Below are 14,765 nucleotides of genomic sequence, written 5' to 3' on the forward strand. Positions count from 1 at the left end.
TGCGTAGCCGTGGAGCGAAGTCGCTATCCCGGACGGACGCTCACGCGATCCGCGCGGCGACCAGCCCCTTTTCTTCCAGCGCCGCCGCGAACGCCATCAACATTCGGTCTCCGCCCGGTGCCGCGATCAGTTGCACGCCCAGCGGCATGCCCGGCACATCGGCGAGCGGCGCGGAGATCACCGGCAGGCCGATATAGCTGATCGGCTGGGTGTAGAGCCCCAGATTGGCGCGGGCCGGGGCCGGCTTGCCGTCGATCGGGATCACCGGATCGTCGATCAGCGGCGCGGGGCCATAGACGACCGGCGCGATCAGCACGTCATGCTTCGCGAAGGCGGCAGCGGCGTGGCCGCGGAAGACGGTGCGGAACGCCTCCGCCTCGTCATAGGCGGCGCGGGGCAGCGCGGCGCCGGCGATCAGGCGGTCGCGCGTCGCCGCATCGAATTCCAGCGCGCGGGTTCGCAGCTCGGGGAGGTGAAACCGGCCGCCCTCGTAGCCGGTCATCAGGAAGGCACCCGATCGCGCCTGCGCGACCTGCGGCAGTTCCACCGTCTCCAGGCCGCCCAGTGCCGCCGCCAGGCGATCGAGCGCGACGCGCATCTCGGGCGCGAGGTTGCGCTGGAACCAGCCGCCCAGCATCGCGATCCGCGAAGGTGCGGTCGGCAGGTCGCCATCGCCGCGCAACACCGCGTCGACCGCCGCAAGATCCGCCGCCGAAGCCGCGAACGGGCCGATATCGTCGAGGCTGTCGACGAAGGGATAGGCACCCGCCATCGGCAGCGCGCCATGGCTGGGCTTCAGGCCATAGATGCCGCACAGGCTGGCCGGGATGCGGATCGAGCCATTGGTGTCCGACCCCAAGGTGAAGGGCAGCATGCCCGCCGCCACCGCCGCGGCCGAACCGCCCGACGAGCCGCCCGCGAAGCGCGCGGGATCGTGCGGGTTGCGGGTGATGCCCCAATGCGCATTGTCGGTGACGAAGCCATAGGCATATTCGTCCATGTTGAGCGTGGCGACCAGAACCGCGCCCGCTGCGGACAGCCGGCGGATCGCCTCCGCATCCTCCCCGGCCGGCGGCGCATCGCGGCGCATGCCGGCGCCGGCGGTGGTCGGCAGTCCGGCGACGTCGAACAGATCCTTCACGCCATAGGGCACGCCGGCGAGCGGCCCGGGATCGATGCCCGCCGCAACCTTGGCATCGACCTGCCGTGCCTCGACGATCGCGCGCTCGGCGAGCAGCCGCGTCGCCGCGTTGATCCCGTCATTGCGCGCCTCGATGCGCTTCAGCGCCTCGCCCGCGATGTCGACCGCGCGCATCTGCCGGCCGCGGACGGCGGCAGCGATCTGGAGAACCCCGGTCATCCGTTGCGCGCCTCGCGCAGCACCGCCCAATGGCCGGCGAGGAGCCGCGCGTTCATCGCGACGCCGGGCACGCAGCCGGCCGGCATCTCCATCGCCAGCGTTTCGGCGACCGCGGCGGCCACCGCCTCGTCACTCTCGGGCAGCGCAGGCGGGTCGGATGGCGGAGATGCGGTCATGAGGGCCCCGATCGATAAGTAATAATTTTCTGCATAACCCGAAGATTTCGCTTGGCCAAGCGCGCTTGTCCGCCCCGCGCCGCGCGCGTAGGGCGATCATGGATCTTCCACGCCGAACGGGTGAAATCGCGATGTATATGGGGCTGGTTCAGGGGGTGGCGCGCATCGCCCGTGCGGAAACGCTGCCGGGCAGGATCGCGCTGACGCTGGAATTCCCGGACGCGCTGACCGACGGGCTGGTGCTCGGCGCCAGCGTCGCGATCGAGGGCGTCTGCCTGTCGGTGACCGGGATCGACGGCACGTTCATCGGCTTCGACGCGACCAAGGGCACGCTGGAAAAGACCAACCTCGGCACGCTCGGCCGCGACCGCGTCAACATCGAACGCTCGGCGAAAATGGGCGACGAGATCGGCGGCCATATCGTCGCCGGACATGTGTCCGGCACCGCCGAGATCGTCGGCATCGACACCACGTCCGACGAGCATATGTGGATCAAGTTCCGCGTGCCGATGCCCTGGGCCAAATATGTGTTCGTCCACGGCTTCCTGGCGGTCAACGGCTGCAGCCTGACCGTGGCGGAGCAGGACGGCGACGTGTTCACCGTCAACCTGATCCCGGAGACGATCCGCCAGACGACCTTCGGCCTCTATCGCGCGGGCGACCGGGTGAATTTCGAGGTCGAGCACCAGACGATGGTGCTGGTGGAAACGATCGAGCGGACGATGACCGCGGCGGCGGAGCGGCTGTTTCCGAAGTTGGGCTGACGCTCAGGCCTTCGCCTGGGCCGGTCGCCGGCGGATCAGCACCGCCAGCATCGAGACCGCCGTCACCGTCGCCACCGCGCGGAAGGCGCCGTGGCGGCCGAGCACCTCGCTGATCGGTTCGATCACCAGCGGGTTGAGGAAGTCGCCGAGGAAGATCGCCGAATAGAACATCGCGATCGCCCGGTCGCGAACCTCGGGCGCGGCGACCGAGGTCAGCGTCGTGATCATGTGGGGCAGGAACAGGCCGGCGGCGAGACCGGCGATGACGCAGCCGAGCGATGCGATGGCAACGCCCTGCGAGAAGCCCAGGGTCGCGAGCCCGACCGTCCAGAGCCCGAAAACCAGCGCGAAGCAGGAACGCGAACTCAGCCGGCGGCGGACCGCGCCATAGCTGAACCCGCCGATCGCGGCGCCGACCGGCGCCAGCACCGCGACGCGGGCGACGCGCGAGGGTGCGGAAATGCCGATCTCGCCGAGCAGGAAGGACAATTGCGTGTTTGTCATCATCAGCACGATACCGAAGCCGACGATCGCGACATAGAAAGGCCACAGCGCCATCAGCCCTTGTCCAGCCGCGCGTGCGGCCGTCGCGGGCGGCACGACCACCGGTCGCCGGCCTGCCAGCGCCATCGCCAGCAGCAGCCAGCCGATCAGGTAGATCGCGAAGGGCAGCCGCCAGCCGCCGAGCATGCCGAGCTCGCCGCCGATGAGGATCCCTGCGATGCCGCCGATCGACCCCAGCGCACCCTTGATGCCGATCAGCCGCGCGCGCGGCTCGGGCGGATAGAGCGCGGCGATCAGCGCGGTCGAGGCGATGCCGATGAACGATGCCGCTATCCCCAACAGGAAGCGCGCACCGAGCATCAGCGTGGCGCCGTCGCTCCACAGCCCGGCCGAGCCGGTGAGGCCATAGAGCGCCAAGCCCATGATCAGCAGCCGCCACGTGCCGACCAGCCTGATCGCTGCGGCGCTGAGGAAGCCGCCGGCGATCAGCCCCAGCGCCGGCGCGGTCATCACCGCCTGCGACAGCGCGGGACCGCCGTCGCCGAAATGCGCCGCGAGCAGCGGCAGCACCGGGATCAGCACGACGAGGGTGAGCGCGGTCGTCGCCGAGCCGCTCATCAGCGCGAACAGCAGCAGGCGGTCGCGCAGCATCATGCGCTCCCCAGGATCAGCCCGCTGGTGGGCACGCCGGTGCCGGCGGTGACCAGCACCGGCCCATCGCCCGGCACCTGGTTGACCGAGGTTCCGCGCACCTGGCGCACCCCCTCGGCGATGCCGTTCATGCCGTGGATATAGGCCTCGCCCAACTGCCCGCCGTTGGTGTTGATCGGCAGCCGCCCGCCGATCTCGATCCCTTCATCCCTGATGAAATGCCGCGCCCGGCCGGGCGCGGCGAAGCCGAACGCCTCGATCTGCGGCAGCACGAAGGGCGAGAAATGGTCGTAGAGCGTCGCAGTGCGGATATCGCCCGGCGTCACCCCGGCCTGCGCATAGAGCTGTGCCGCGACCAGATCCATTTCGGGCAGGCGCGAGATATCGGCGCGGTAATAGCTCGTCATCATCTGCTGGTCGTCGGCGGCGCCCTGCGCGGCACTGCGGATGATGGCGGGCGGCTGGCGCAGCTTCGCGGCGCGCGCCGCGCTCGTCACCACCAGCGCGACGGCGCCATCCGATTCCTGGCAGCAATCGAGCAGGTGCAGCGGCTCGACGATCCAGCGCGAGGCCTGATGCTCGTCGAGCGTGATCGGCTGGCCATGAAACCAGGCGGCGGGATTGGTCGCCGCGTGGCGCCGGCAGGCGACCGAGACCCGCCCAAAATCCTCCGAGGTCGCGCCCGTTTCATGCATGTAGCGGCGGGCCGCCATCGCCACCCAGGATGCCGGCGAGACGAGGCCGAAGGGCACATAATAGCCGTAGTGCGCCGATTCCGCGTTGGGCACGGGCGGCGGCGTGTAGCCGCTGCCGAAGCGATATTGCGACCGCTCGTTCATCGCGCGGTAGCAGACGACCACCTCGGCGACCCCGGTCGCAACCGCCATCGCCGCCTGCATCACCGGCGCGCAGGCCCCGCCGCCGCCATAATGGATGCGGCTGAAGAATTTGAGCTGGCGGCCGCCGATGTTGCGAAAGACCTCGATCTCCGGATTGTTGTCCATCGTATAGGTCGAGAGGCCATCGACCTCTGCACGATCGATTCCCGCATCCGCGAGCGCGGCGGCGATCGCCTCCACCGCCAGCCGCAATTCGGATCGGCCGCTGTTCTTCGAGAATTCGGTGGCGCCGATGCCGACGATCGCGGCCTGCCCTGCCAGCGGATGCGTCATGCCGTTTCTCCCCGATCGAGCGTGACGGTGGCGGTGACATGCTCGCCGATCGCGTTGCGGCCGCTGACCGCGACGTCGATCCGGCCGTTCTCGACGCGGGCGACGTGGCCGCTCAGCCGCATCGTATCGCCGACGAAGTTGGGCGCGCCCAGCCGGATCTCGACCGCGGCGATCCGCGCGGCCGTGCCGCACCAGTCGGAGACATAGCGCTGGACGAGACCGTTGGTGGTCAGGATGTTCATGAAGATATCCGGCACGCCGGTCGCCTGCGCGGCGGCCTTGTCATGATGGACATTCTCGAAATCATTGGTGGCGATGGCGCCGGCGACGATCGCCGACGCGGTGATCGGCACGGCCAGTTCGGGGAGCGCCTGCCCCACGGTCACGTCCTTCATGCGAGCGGCTCCGTCTGTCCCGAGGCGACCGCGGCGCCGATCGCGGCGAGCATCGGGCTCGCACCGCCCAGCGCCTCGCCGATCTGCGTGGCGGCCAGGAAATAGCGGTGGATCGGATAGGTGATATCTGCGCCCATGCCGCCGTGCAGATGCTGCGCCGCATGGACGACGCGATGGCCACCGATCGCTGCCCAATATTTGGCGGTGGCGATGTCGGCGGGTTGCACGCTGCATTGGTCGATCTGCCACGCCGCGAGCAACGCGGTCGACCGCATCGCTTCCACGTCGATGAAGGCGTCGGCGGCGCGCTGCTGCACCGCCTGCATCGATCCCAGCAGCTTGCCGAACTGGATGCGGTTGCTGGAATAGTCAGCGGTCCGCCGCAGCGCCTCGCCAGCGAGGCCCACCTGCCGCAGCGCCAGCGCGACCTGCGCGCGCTGGACCAGTTCGGTGACGACCGATCCGCCCCCCACCAACGCATCGCCGGCGACCGGTGCACGATCGAGCGTGACCAGCGCCTGCGGTTCGCCGCTGGTCGAGCGCTGCGGTGCGACGGCAACGCCGGGGCCGCCCGGATCGACGAGGAACAGCGCCGGCCCGTCCGCGGTGGTGGCGGTCACCAGCAGCGCTTCGGCCTCGGCCCCATAGGGCACCGCATATTTGACGCCCGACAGCCGCCAGCCATTGCCGTCCGCATCGGCCGTCGCGCCCGGCTGCGCCGGATCGACGCCGCCGACCTCTTCGATCGCCACCGCGACGATCGCCTCGCCGGCGAGTATCCGCGGCAGCCACGCCCGTTGCGCAGCACTGCCATGCGCATCGAGCGCCCAGGCGGCAAGCACGACGGTCCCGGTGAGCGGCACCGGCGCCAAGGTCCGCCCCTGCTCTTCCAGCAGCAGGCCGAGCTCGATCATGCCGAGCCCCAGCCCGCCGCCCGCTTCGGACAAGGCGACGCCGAGCAGCCCGGCCTCGGCCAATGTGCGCCACAGCACCGCATCATAGGGCTGGCCGCTGTCGGCGAAGGCGCGGATCGCCTCGTCGCTGCAGGCATCGTCGAAGATGCGCGCGGCGAGATCGCGCAGGCTGCGCTGGTCGTCGCTGAGGGTAAAATCCATGGACGTATTTCCTTCAGGCCAGCCGGAAGGCGGGGAGGACATAGCCGGGCTCCACCTCGACGAAGTCGGCGACCACGGCGCGGCCGATCGCGACATCCTCGGGCGCAGCATCGCGCATGTTGGCGACGATGCGGACGCCCTCCTCGAGTTCGACCAGCACGATCGGCAGCGGATAATCGAACCCCGGCATGCGTGGCTGGTGCATGATGACGAAGCTGTGGATCGTGCCGCGTCCGCTCGCCTCGACGATGTCGAAGTCGAGGCTGCCGGTGTCCGGATCCATCGGCCCGGGCGGGTGGCGCAGGCGGCCGTTCCAGGACTGGAACAGCAGCTTGCGATCGTTGAGGCCGTTCCAGAAGAAGGCGTTGTCATGGGTGATCGCAGGGCGCGGATGCGGGAAGGCCGATGCCTGCCCCTCGGGCGCCGCAGGCTTCGGCTGCGCGAGATTGGGTTTGAACTTCAGCACCCGGAAGGTCATCCGCCCGACCGGCTCGTCACCAACGGTGAAGGCGAAATCGAGCGTGACGAAATGGCCGATGCCGAGCCCGGTGCGCTTCTCGTCCGAAACGTCGGCGACGACCGGCGTAGAGGTGACGACATCGCCCAGCCGCAGATAGCGCCGATACTCCTGCCGGACATTGGTGGCGACGACGCCGGTGTAACCGGCATCGTCGAACAGCGAGAGCACTGCCATGCCCTCCTCCGCGGTGCGCCCGCCGGGGCGGTAGGGCGCCATCGCCCAGACATCGAGCATCGCCGGCGGCGCGACGATGCCGGGATGGCCGGCGGCGCGCGCGGCATCCTCGTCGAGATAGATCGGGTTGGTCTCCCCCATCGCCTCGCACCAGCGGCGGATCATCGGCAGGTTGACCGCATCGCGCGCGGTCGCCGGGCGGGTGGCGGGCTTGCCGATCCAGCCCCGCGCCGCGTCGAGCAGGGGCGCCATCAGCGTGCCCCCCGCGGCATGCCGAGCCCGACCTGCGCCACCATGTCGCGCAGCACCTCGGCGGTGCCGCCGCCGAAGGTGTTGATCTGGCATTTGCGATATTCGCGCTCGATCCGCCCGCGCAGCACCGCGCCGGGCGAACCGTCGCGGACGAGGCCGGCGGGCCCCAGCACGTCGAGCAGCAGGCGCATCACCTTGATCATCCCCTCGGTGCCGAACACCTTGAGCCCCGAGGCGAGGTCGGCGCGGGTCGAGCCCTGCGCGACCTCCGCCGCCACCCGGTTGCCCATCACCCCGATCGCGCGCAGCAGCGCATAGGCTTCGCCGAGTGCCGACTGCACCCAGGGCACATCGACCAACCGGCCGGCACCCGAGCGCGTTTCTCGCGCCCATTCCACCACCTCGTCGAAGCAGCCATTGCCGGCATAGGTCAGCGCGGCGAGGCCGATGCGCTCATGATTGAGCTGCTCGGCGATCAGCCGCCAGCCGCCATCGACCGCACCGATCACCATGTCCGCGGGCACGCGGACATCCTCGTAATAGGTGACGTTGGTGCGGAACCCACCCACCGTCCAGATCGGCGAGACCGAGAAGCCGGGCAGCCGCGTGTCCATCATCAAGATGGTGATGCCCTTGTGCGGCGGTGCGTCGGGATCGGTGCGGGTGGCGAGGAAGATATAGTCGGCACCCTCGGCGCCGCTGGTGAAGATCTTCTGGCCGTTGACGACATAATCGTCGCCATCGCGCACCGCCCGGGTCCGCAGGCTGGCAAGGTCGGTCCCCGCGCCCGGCTCCGAATAGCCGATCGCGAAGATCAGTTCGCCGGTCGCGATGCGCGGCAATATGTCCCGTTTCTGCTTCTCGGTACCGAGCCGCATCAGCGCGGGGCCGACGGTGTTGACGGTGACGAAGGGGAACGGCGCATCGGCGAGCACCAGTTCCTCGAGCAGGATCTTCTGGGTCAGCGGATCGAGCCCGCGCCCGCCATAGTCGGTGGGCCAGCCGGGCGTGAGCCAGCCGTCCCGGCCCATCCGGCGGATCACCGCGCGATAGGTTTCGCCGGACTCGGCGTTGAGCGTGTCGGCGCGGACCTCGGGGGTCATGATCCCGTCGAGATAGGCGCGGAACTCGGCGCGAAGCGCTTTTTGCGCGGGGGTGAAATCGACGTGCATGGGGCGCTCCTAGCCCCGCCCCTCCAGGGACGAGGGTGGGGTGGTGGGGGTGGTGGGGGGAATGAGGGAGAGCTAAAGCCGGCGGATATGTGCTGGACGGACGGGCCCCACCCCGCCCCCTCCCCTGAAGGGGCGGGGCTCATGAGCGTGGCCCCGCGAACGGCGCTATGCCGAGCCGCGCCAGCACCATCTCATCCAGCGGCACATAGGCGCCTGCCTGCGGGTCGGCGACGAACAGCGGATCCCCGCCACACCGCGCCGGATCATACCCCTCCCGCTGCAGTTCGATCTTCCGCAGCTTGAAGGTCGTGGTCATGTCCGCGCTCGCCGTCAGCCGCACGAACAGCGGCACCGCGTAGGGCGCCAGGTGCGCGGTCGCAAAGGCGTGGAAGGCGGCACCGTCGAAGCTGCCGCCCCCGTCGTAGGTGAGCGCCGCCATGCCCGCGCGTCCCTCCGCCCCCGGAACCGCGACGCCATAGACGTTGATCACCGACGGCCCGGCGAAGCCCGAAAGCACGGTCTCGACTTCCTGCGTCGAGACATTCTCGCTCTTCCAGCGGAACGTGTCGCCGGCGCGGTCGACGAAGAAGAAATAATCATCCTCGTCGAAGCGCACGAGATCGCCCGAGCGGAACCAGCGGTCGCCCGGCTTGAACAGGTCGCGGATCAGCTTGGCCTCGGTCGCCTCCGCCGAGGTATAGCCTTCGAAGAAGCCGGCGACGCCGGTGCCGTCGAGCACCTCCGCCACCAGTTCGCCCACCTCGTGCGGCCCGGCCTCGACGACGCTGCCATCGGCGGCGCGGACATGATCGCCCTGCCCCACATCCCATTTCAGCACGCGGATGTTGGTCGCTTGCGGATAGGGCAGCCGCCCGACCGATCCGGGCCGGTTGTCGACATTGGTGATGCCGTAATTGGCCTCGGTCGATCCCAGCCCCTCGATGATGTTGGAAACGCCGAAGCGCTCGCTGAAAGCGGCCCACACATCGGGTTTCAGGCCAGCGCCGCTCATCACCCGCAGGCTGTGGTCGCGGTCGTCGGGCGATGGCGGCGTCGCCATCAGGTAGCGGACGACCTCGCCGATATAATAGACCGCAGTGATGCCGTGGCGGCGGACATCCGCCCAGAAGCCCGAGCGGCTGAACTTGCGGCGCAGCACGAACGGCCGCCCGGCTGCCAGCGCGACCGAAGGCACGACCATGCCGCCCGCGCCGTGATAGAGCGGCAGCACGCAATAATGGACGTCGGCAGCCCCGAACTGCATCAGCCCGGCCATCATCTCGCCGGCGTTGAGAAAGCGCATGTGGCTCATCCGCGCCGCCTTCGGCAGCCCGGTCGTGCCCGAGGTGAAGATGAGATAGAGCGGATCCGCCATCACCACGCCGCGCCGCCACGCGCGCGGCGGATTCTCCGAGAATGCGGTGGCCATCGCCGCGTCGAGATCGCGCCAGCCATGGTCGCTGCGATCGGCGCCGGTTTCGGACTGCTCGAAGACCAGCCCCGGCAGCGCGGCGGGATCGACGCCATCGACGGTCGCGGCCAGCTCCGATCCGACGATCAGCGCCGTCGCCTCGACCTGGCGCAGCGCATGCCCCAGCACCGCCCCGGTGGCGCTGGTGTTGAGCAGGGTGGTGACGATCCCCGCCTTGGCGAGACCCAGCCAGATCATCACGAATTCGGGCCGGTTGAGCATCAGCAGCGCGACGACATCGCCTTTCGCGAGCCCGGCCGCGCGCGCGGCATGGGCGACGCGGTTGGCGCGCGCGTTCATCTCGGCGAAGCTGATCGCCTGATCTTCGAACAGGATGAACGGCGTGTCGGCGGCGTCGCCTGCGCGCTCCTCCAGCCGATCGGCGGTGGTATAGGCCATGTCGCGCGCGAAGCCGGCGACGCGCTGATAGCCGCGCATCAGCCGCCGCATCGATTCCTCGCGCGAGGGGACGACGAAGCTGCTCATGCCGCCTTCACCGCGAGGCGATCGAGGAAAGCCGTCAACGCGCCCAGAAAGGCATCATTGTCATCGCCCGCGACCATGTGGTGGGCGCCGGCGATCGGCACGACCTCGGCGTCGGGAAGCAGCGTGCGGAACCGCGCCGCGCCTTCCGCCGAGACGATTTCGCTCGCGGTACCGTGAACCAGCAGCAGCGGCTGCGCGACCGCGCGCGCCGCGGCGGACAGGCGCTGGTTGATCGCCTCCATATCCCACCCGTCCTGCGGCCGGACGAAATTGGGATCCCAATGCCAGTACCAGCGGCCGTCATGGCGGTGGCGCAGGTTGCGGGACAGACCGTCGAGCCTTTCGGGTCTTGGCCGGTGCGGCAGATAGTCGGCGATCGCGTCGGCCGCCTGATCGAGCGTATCGAACCCGCCGAGCGTACCCCGCATGAAGCCGACCACCTGCTCCCCACCCCGTTTCTCCATCCACGGCACGATATCGACGAGCACGATCGCCGAGGCGGGTGCACACGGCGCCTCGCCGACCGCGAGCAGGGATGCGAGCCCGCCGAGCGACGCGCCGACCAGCACCGGCGGCGTCGCGAAGCCGGCGATCACGCCGCGCAGATCGTCGGCGAAGCGATCGAGCGTATAGCCGCCATCGCTGGACCAGCCGCTGTCGCCATGCCCGCGCTGGTCGAGCGCGACCGCGCGATAGCCGCGTGCGCCCAGCGCCGCGACGGCATTGCGCCATGCGCCGCGGGTCTGGCCGCCGCCGTGCAGTATCAGCACCGGCATGCCACCCTCCGGCCCGGCGGCATCGGCGACCAGCGCGACGCCGTCGCTCGCCTCATACGTGATCGTCATGCCCACGCGGCGGATGCCTCCGCGGTGTCGGCGATGCGCACGCCGCGAATGCCGAGATGGACGCGCGCCTCGTCGGGCGTCATCGCGAGCACCTCCTCATAACGCATGAAGAAAAGCGGGTCGGACTGGCGGCCGACCGCCGCCCCGCGTTCGACCGCGTCGAGCACCGTCAGCCAGGTCTGCGGATAATGGAGCACCGCGCGGGTGAGGATGCGGGTGGAGCCGAGGATCGAGAAGGCCGAGAGTTCGCCGGCAAGCTCGGGGCTCAGGTGCACGAACAGGTTGGTGAGGCGCATGTAATAGGGCACGACCTCGCCGATGAAATCGAACCCGCCGCCGCCCAATATATGTTCCAGATCATGCTGCTGGCCGGCGCGCAGGTTGAAGTATTCATAGTCGTTCCTGGGCTTGAACGGCGGGACGATATCGACCTGCAGGTCATTATCGACCAGCTGGCGGTAGAAGATGTGGCCGACGGTGCCTGGGTCATAGTGCGCGAGATCGTCGCGGTCGAAGCTGGAGACATATTGCTCGTCGAACCATGCATCGAGCGCCGGGTTGGTCTCGCGCTCCTCCGCGATCAGGGTGTTGATATGCCCGATGTCCTGGATCTGGCGGAGCAGCAGCACGAGCTGGATCGAATCCGAAGGCGTCGGCACGTCGGCGCCGTTGCGCCGCAGCATGTGCGTCGCCACCCAGTCGCGCAGCCGCGCGTCATTGAGATATTTGGAGGAGCTGATCAGCGTGCTGCTGTCGGTCGACAGCGGCACGATGCCCTTCATGAGATAGCTGTAGTCGGTCATGCCAGAACCTCCGGCTGAACTGTGGCGGCGATCTGCCGCGGGACGGGGATGGGGAAGCGCATGATGAGTTGCGCCATGCCCTTGGCGGCGGGATCCAGCCCTGCGCCGGCGAGGATGCCCCCGCCAAGGGCATCGCGCACGACGAAGTTGAGCGCCGAGATGCCGGGCACCGCATAGCGATCCACCTTCGGCGGCTGCCCCTCCGGCGTCAGGTGACGATACCAGTCCCCCACCTGAGCGGCGCCCATCGCCGCCGCGATCCATGGCAGCCAGCTGGGTTCGCGCGCGATGATCGCGACGTTGAACAGGTCGCCCTTGTCGCCGCTGCGGCCCCAGGCGAGGCGGATGAGGTCGACCGCGATCAGGTCGGTGCCGTCCGGCGCGGCGCTGTCCACCGCCGGCTGCGCGGGGTCCGTCTCGGTGCCCTCGCCTGCCGCCACGCTCCAGCTGCGATCGCCCATCGTCACCCGCGCGTCCACCGCGCCGCGCGGGATGAGGAAGGCGAAGATGCCGGTCAGCGGCTGGACGTTGGTCGCGAGGTTGACGCCGGTGCCGACCGACATGGTCGAGATGCCCGAGGCCTGCTCGCGCGCGAACAGCCCCGCGCCTTCGACCATCGGATGATCGGCAGTGATCTTCAGGATGACTTCGCGCGCGTCCCGCACCCGCGCATGTGCGCCGAAGCTCGCCTCCTCGCCGATCACCACCACCGAGGTCGCGGTGAAATCGGGCAGGTTGGCGCCGCGCAGCAGGCTGCGCGCCCGCGCCAGCAGCGCCGCCCCCTGCCGCCGCGCCTTCGCGCCCGCCTGCTCGCCGACGATCGGCGTCAGCCCGACCGTGCGCCAGCCCTTGTCATAGGTGACGCTGGCCTTGAGGAAGGGGGTCGGCGGGCGCCCCTTCGCGCCCGAGACACGGACGCGGTCCGCCCCATCCGGCACCAGCCGCACGTCGCTGAAATCGCAGGAAACGTCGGCGACGATATAGTCCGCCGGGTCGCTGACCTCGTAGAGCAATTGTTCGGCGACGGTGCCGACCGAGACCAGCCCGCCCGTCCCCGCCGGCTTGGTGATGACGACGCTGCCATCGGCACGCACCTCGCCGATCGGAAAGCCGATACCCTCCCAATCCTCGACCGCCTCCCAGTCGGTGAAGGTACCGCCGGTCACCTGCGTGCTGCATTCGAGAAGGTGGCCGGCGAGCGTGCCGGCCGCCAGCAGATCATGATCGTCGCGGCCCCAGCCGAATTCGTGGATCAGCGGCCCCAGCACGATCGCGGAATCGACGACGCGGCCGGTGATGACGATGTCCGCCCCCGCCGCCAGCGCCTCGGCGATCGGGAAGGCACCGAGATAGGCGTTGCAGGTCAGCACATCGTCGGGAAAGCTGGCGCCGGTGAACATGTCGCGGTGGCGCGCCGCGCGCAGGTCACGCACGCGATCGATCAGATCGTCGCCGGATACCGCGGCGACCGTGAGCGAGAGCCCCTCGGCGGCGATCCGCGCCTCCACCGCGCGGGCGAGCCCGATCGGATCGAGCGCGCCGGCATTGGCGACGATGCGGATCTTCTGGTCCGCGATCTGATGCAGATACGGCCCGACATGGACGTTGAGGAAATCGGGCGGATAGCAGGTCGGCGTCGGCGACCGGCGCGCGCGGCCGAACATGCCCATGCTCGCCTCCGCCAGATAGTCGAAGATCAGATAGTCGAGCCCGCCCGCGGCAAGCAGTTGCGGCACGCCGAGCGCGCTGTCGGCGAAATAGGCCGATCCGCCGCCGATCCGCACCACGCGATCCATCCCGTTCCTCTCCCTCTCGTTCGCCGGCGTTGGTGCCGGTCGTCCCGATCGTCGGCATCCTATGGGGAAGGCGCCGACATGGAAGCGCGGCGGATGTTCCGATCCGCGCGCGCCTGTTCCGATCCGTCCGGCCTCAGCCGGCGCGGCCCTCGCTGCGGAAGCGCCCGGGGGTCGTGCCGGTGGCGCGGCGGAAAGCCAGGCTGAAGCTGCTCGGGGTGCTGAAGCCGAGATCGGCGGCGACCTGCTTCAGCGGCACTCCCGTATCGCGTAGCAAGGCCTCGGCGCGGATCAGCCGCACCTCCTCGATCCAGCGGTGCACCGATCGGCCGGTGGTGTTGCGGAAGATGCGCGCGAAGTGGCTGGGGCCGATGTCGATCGTTGCGGCGAGGTCGGCGATGCGCAGGCGCCGCCCGCCCGTCGATGCTACATATTCTTCGACGCGCCTGAGCTGCCAGGACGCCAGCCGCCCACGGTCGTCCTGAGCGCGCGGGGCGATGCGCAGGAAATAGCGCGCGAGATCGATCGTCATCGCCGCCGCCAGCGCATCGACCAGCAGGTCGGACGCGAAACCCGGCGCAAGCGCCTCCGCCGCCATCCGCTCCAGCCCGGCGCGCACGCGTACGTCCCGCACATCGCTGCACCGTGCCAGCAGCCGCGGATCGCCGCGGTCGAAGTCCCGCGGCAGCAGTCCCGCGGCGGTGGAGCAGACCGACAATCGCCGGTCGCCCCCCGCCCCGGTCGCGCTGATCGCCATCCCCGCGGGCACCACCATCATGCCGCCCAGCGGAAGGATCGCGCTGCGTCCGTCCGCGCCCCGATAGATACCGGCGGCGCCGCGCGGCAGGTTGGCGCACAGCGCGATCACATCCTGCCGTGGCCGGCCTGTGTCTCGCGACGGCGTATCATAGCGATAGGTGTAGACGTGGATGCGCGTTCGATCGGTGCGCAGTTCGGCGTCGGTACGCGCCCGTCCCATCCTCTGCTCCTTCATCCCGTCTGCCGCGGGTGGTTCTGGCCGTGGCCGAGTCGGCTCGGCGGTTGATCACCAGCATATTGCGTAGACCACCCGAGCGATACGCTACGCAAAAATCAGGTTCCAGCGTCAACGG

The 14,765-nt window shown here is 69.5% G+C and carries 14 protein-coding genes; 1 reads left to right on the plus strand and 13 read right to left on the minus strand.

From position 1 onward, the window contains the following. Nucleotides 1-40 precede the first annotated feature (40 nt). Complete coding sequence (locus NX02_RS16295) at nt 41-1,360, minus strand: AtzE family amidohydrolase (protein ID WP_025293268.1); 1,320 nt, start codon at nt 1,358-1,360, stop codon at nt 41-43. Continuing rightward, nucleotides 1,357-1,536, minus strand: coding sequence for a hypothetical protein (locus NX02_RS16300; protein ID WP_025293269.1), 180 nt, complete (start codon nt 1,534-1,536; stop codon nt 1,357-1,359). Before NX02_RS16300 ends, NX02_RS16295 begins: the two co-directional genes overlap by 4 nt. 98 nt (nt 1,537-1,634) lie before the next feature. On the opposite strand from NX02_RS16300, the gene NX02_RS16305 reads away from it, so the two are divergent. Then, complete coding sequence (locus NX02_RS16305; RefSeq protein ID WP_211258221.1) at nt 1,635-2,300, plus strand: riboflavin synthase subunit alpha; 666 nt, start codon at nt 1,635-1,637, stop codon at nt 2,298-2,300. Nucleotides 2,301-2,303: 3 nt separating this feature from the next. On the opposite strand, the gene NX02_RS16310 is transcribed toward NX02_RS16305, so the two are convergent. The 11 genes from NX02_RS16310 to NX02_RS16360 form a co-directional block, all read right to left on the minus strand. Beyond that, nucleotides 2,304-3,458: an MFS transporter gene (locus tag NX02_RS16310; protein WP_025293271.1), complete on the minus strand. Its 1,155-nt coding sequence runs from the start codon at nt 3,456-3,458 to the stop codon at nt 2,304-2,306. After that, nucleotides 3,455-4,627: a lipid-transfer protein gene (locus NX02_RS16315; protein WP_025293272.1), complete on the minus strand. Its 1,173-nt coding sequence runs from the start codon at nt 4,625-4,627 to the stop codon at nt 3,455-3,457. Before NX02_RS16315 ends, NX02_RS16310 begins: the two co-directional genes overlap by 4 nt. Beyond that, nucleotides 4,624-5,022: a MaoC/PaaZ C-terminal domain-containing protein gene (locus tag NX02_RS16320; protein ID WP_025293273.1), complete on the minus strand. Its 399-nt coding sequence runs from the start codon at nt 5,020-5,022 to the stop codon at nt 4,624-4,626. The genes NX02_RS16315 and NX02_RS16320 overlap by 4 nt, the downstream gene beginning before the upstream one ends. Next, entirely contained in the window at nt 5,019-6,137 is a 1,119-nt protein-coding gene (locus tag NX02_RS16325; RefSeq protein WP_025293274.1) for an acyl-CoA dehydrogenase family protein, read from the minus strand. Before NX02_RS16325 ends, NX02_RS16320 begins: the two co-directional genes overlap by 4 nt. A gap of 13 nt (nt 6,138-6,150) precedes the next feature. Continuing rightward, the gene (locus NX02_RS16330) at nt 6,151-7,083 is read right to left on the minus strand and encodes a bifunctional MaoC family dehydratase N-terminal/OB-fold nucleic acid binding domain-containing protein (protein WP_025293275.1); all 933 of its coding nucleotides are present in this window, start codon (nt 7,081-7,083) and stop codon (nt 6,151-6,153) included. Beyond that, nucleotides 7,083-8,255 carry an acyl-CoA dehydrogenase family protein gene (locus NX02_RS16335; protein WP_025293276.1) on the minus strand — a complete coding sequence of 391 codons (1,173 nt, stop codon included), beginning with the start codon at nt 8,253-8,255 and terminating at the stop codon, nt 7,083-7,085. Before NX02_RS16335 ends, NX02_RS16330 begins: the two co-directional genes overlap by 1 nt. 139 nt (nt 8,256-8,394) lie before the next feature. Continuing rightward, the gene (locus NX02_RS16340) at nt 8,395-10,212 is read right to left on the minus strand and encodes a long-chain-acyl-CoA synthetase (RefSeq protein WP_025293277.1); all 1,818 of its coding nucleotides are present in this window, start codon (nt 10,210-10,212) and stop codon (nt 8,395-8,397) included. Then, entirely contained in the window at nt 10,209-11,057 is an 849-nt protein-coding gene (locus NX02_RS16345) for an alpha/beta fold hydrolase (RefSeq protein ID WP_025293278.1), read from the minus strand. Before NX02_RS16345 ends, NX02_RS16340 begins: the two co-directional genes overlap by 4 nt. After that, entirely contained in the window at nt 11,054-11,860 is an 807-nt protein-coding gene (locus NX02_RS16350) for a hypothetical protein (RefSeq protein ID WP_025293279.1), read from the minus strand. Before NX02_RS16350 ends, NX02_RS16345 begins: the two co-directional genes overlap by 4 nt. After that, complete coding sequence (locus NX02_RS16355) at nt 11,857-13,656, minus strand: acyclic terpene utilization AtuA family protein (RefSeq protein ID WP_025293280.1); 1,800 nt, start codon at nt 13,654-13,656, stop codon at nt 11,857-11,859. The genes NX02_RS16350 and NX02_RS16355 overlap by 4 nt, the downstream gene beginning before the upstream one ends. A 133-nt stretch (nt 13,657-13,789) precedes the next feature. After that, nucleotides 13,790-14,632, minus strand: a complete 843-nt coding sequence (locus NX02_RS16360; RefSeq protein WP_025293281.1) for a helix-turn-helix transcriptional regulator — start codon at nt 14,630-14,632, stop codon at nt 13,790-13,792. Between the last annotated feature and the right edge of the window lie 133 nt (nt 14,633-14,765).

Origin of the sequence: Sphingomonas sanxanigenens DSM 19645 = NX02 (genome assembly GCF_000512205.2) — a bacterium.
Taxonomy (GTDB): domain Bacteria; phylum Pseudomonadota; class Alphaproteobacteria; order Sphingomonadales; family Sphingomonadaceae; genus Sphingomonas_D; species Sphingomonas_D sanxanigenens.

Coding starts and splice junctions, on each gene's coding strand:
- NX02_RS16330 (WP_025293275.1), bottom strand. CDS start 7,083: ATGGCGCCCCTGCTCGACGCGGCGCGGGGCTGGATCGGCAAGCCCGCC.
- NX02_RS16350 (WP_025293279.1), bottom strand. CDS start 11,860: ATGACCGACTACAGCTATCTCATGAAGGGCATCGTGCCGCTGTCGACC.
- NX02_RS16310 (WP_025293271.1), bottom strand. CDS start 3,458: ATGATGCTGCGCGACCGCCTGCTGCTGTTCGCGCTGATGAGCGGCTCG.
- NX02_RS16325 (WP_025293274.1), bottom strand. CDS start 6,137: ATGGATTTTACCCTCAGCGACGACCAGCGCAGCCTGCGCGATCTCGCC.
- NX02_RS16315 (WP_025293272.1), bottom strand. CDS start 4,627: ATGACGCATCCGCTGGCAGGGCAGGCCGCGATCGTCGGCATCGGCGCC.
- NX02_RS16335 (WP_025293276.1), bottom strand. CDS start 8,255: ATGCACGTCGATTTCACCCCCGCGCAAAAAGCGCTTCGCGCCGAGTTC.
- NX02_RS16340 (WP_025293277.1), bottom strand. CDS start 10,212: ATGAGCAGCTTCGTCGTCCCCTCGCGCGAGGAATCGATGCGGCGGCTG.
- NX02_RS16360 (WP_025293281.1), bottom strand. CDS start 14,632: ATGGGACGGGCGCGTACCGACGCCGAACTGCGCACCGATCGAACGCGC.
- NX02_RS16305 (WP_211258221.1), top strand. CDS start 1,635: ATGGATCTTCCACGCCGAACGGGTGAAATCGCGATGTATATGGGGCTG.
- NX02_RS16320 (WP_025293273.1), bottom strand. CDS start 5,022: ATGAAGGACGTGACCGTGGGGCAGGCGCTCCCCGAACTGGCCGTGCCG.
- NX02_RS16355 (WP_025293280.1), bottom strand. CDS start 13,656: ATGGATCGCGTGGTGCGGATCGGCGGCGGATCGGCCTATTTCGCCGAC.
- NX02_RS16300 (WP_025293269.1), bottom strand. CDS start 1,536: ATGACCGCATCTCCGCCATCCGACCCGCCTGCGCTGCCCGAGAGTGAC.
- NX02_RS16295 (WP_025293268.1), bottom strand. CDS start 1,360: ATGACCGGGGTTCTCCAGATCGCTGCCGCCGTCCGCGGCCGGCAGATG.
- NX02_RS16345 (WP_025293278.1), bottom strand. CDS start 11,057: ATGACGATCACGTATGAGGCGAGCGACGGCGTCGCGCTGGTCGCCGAT.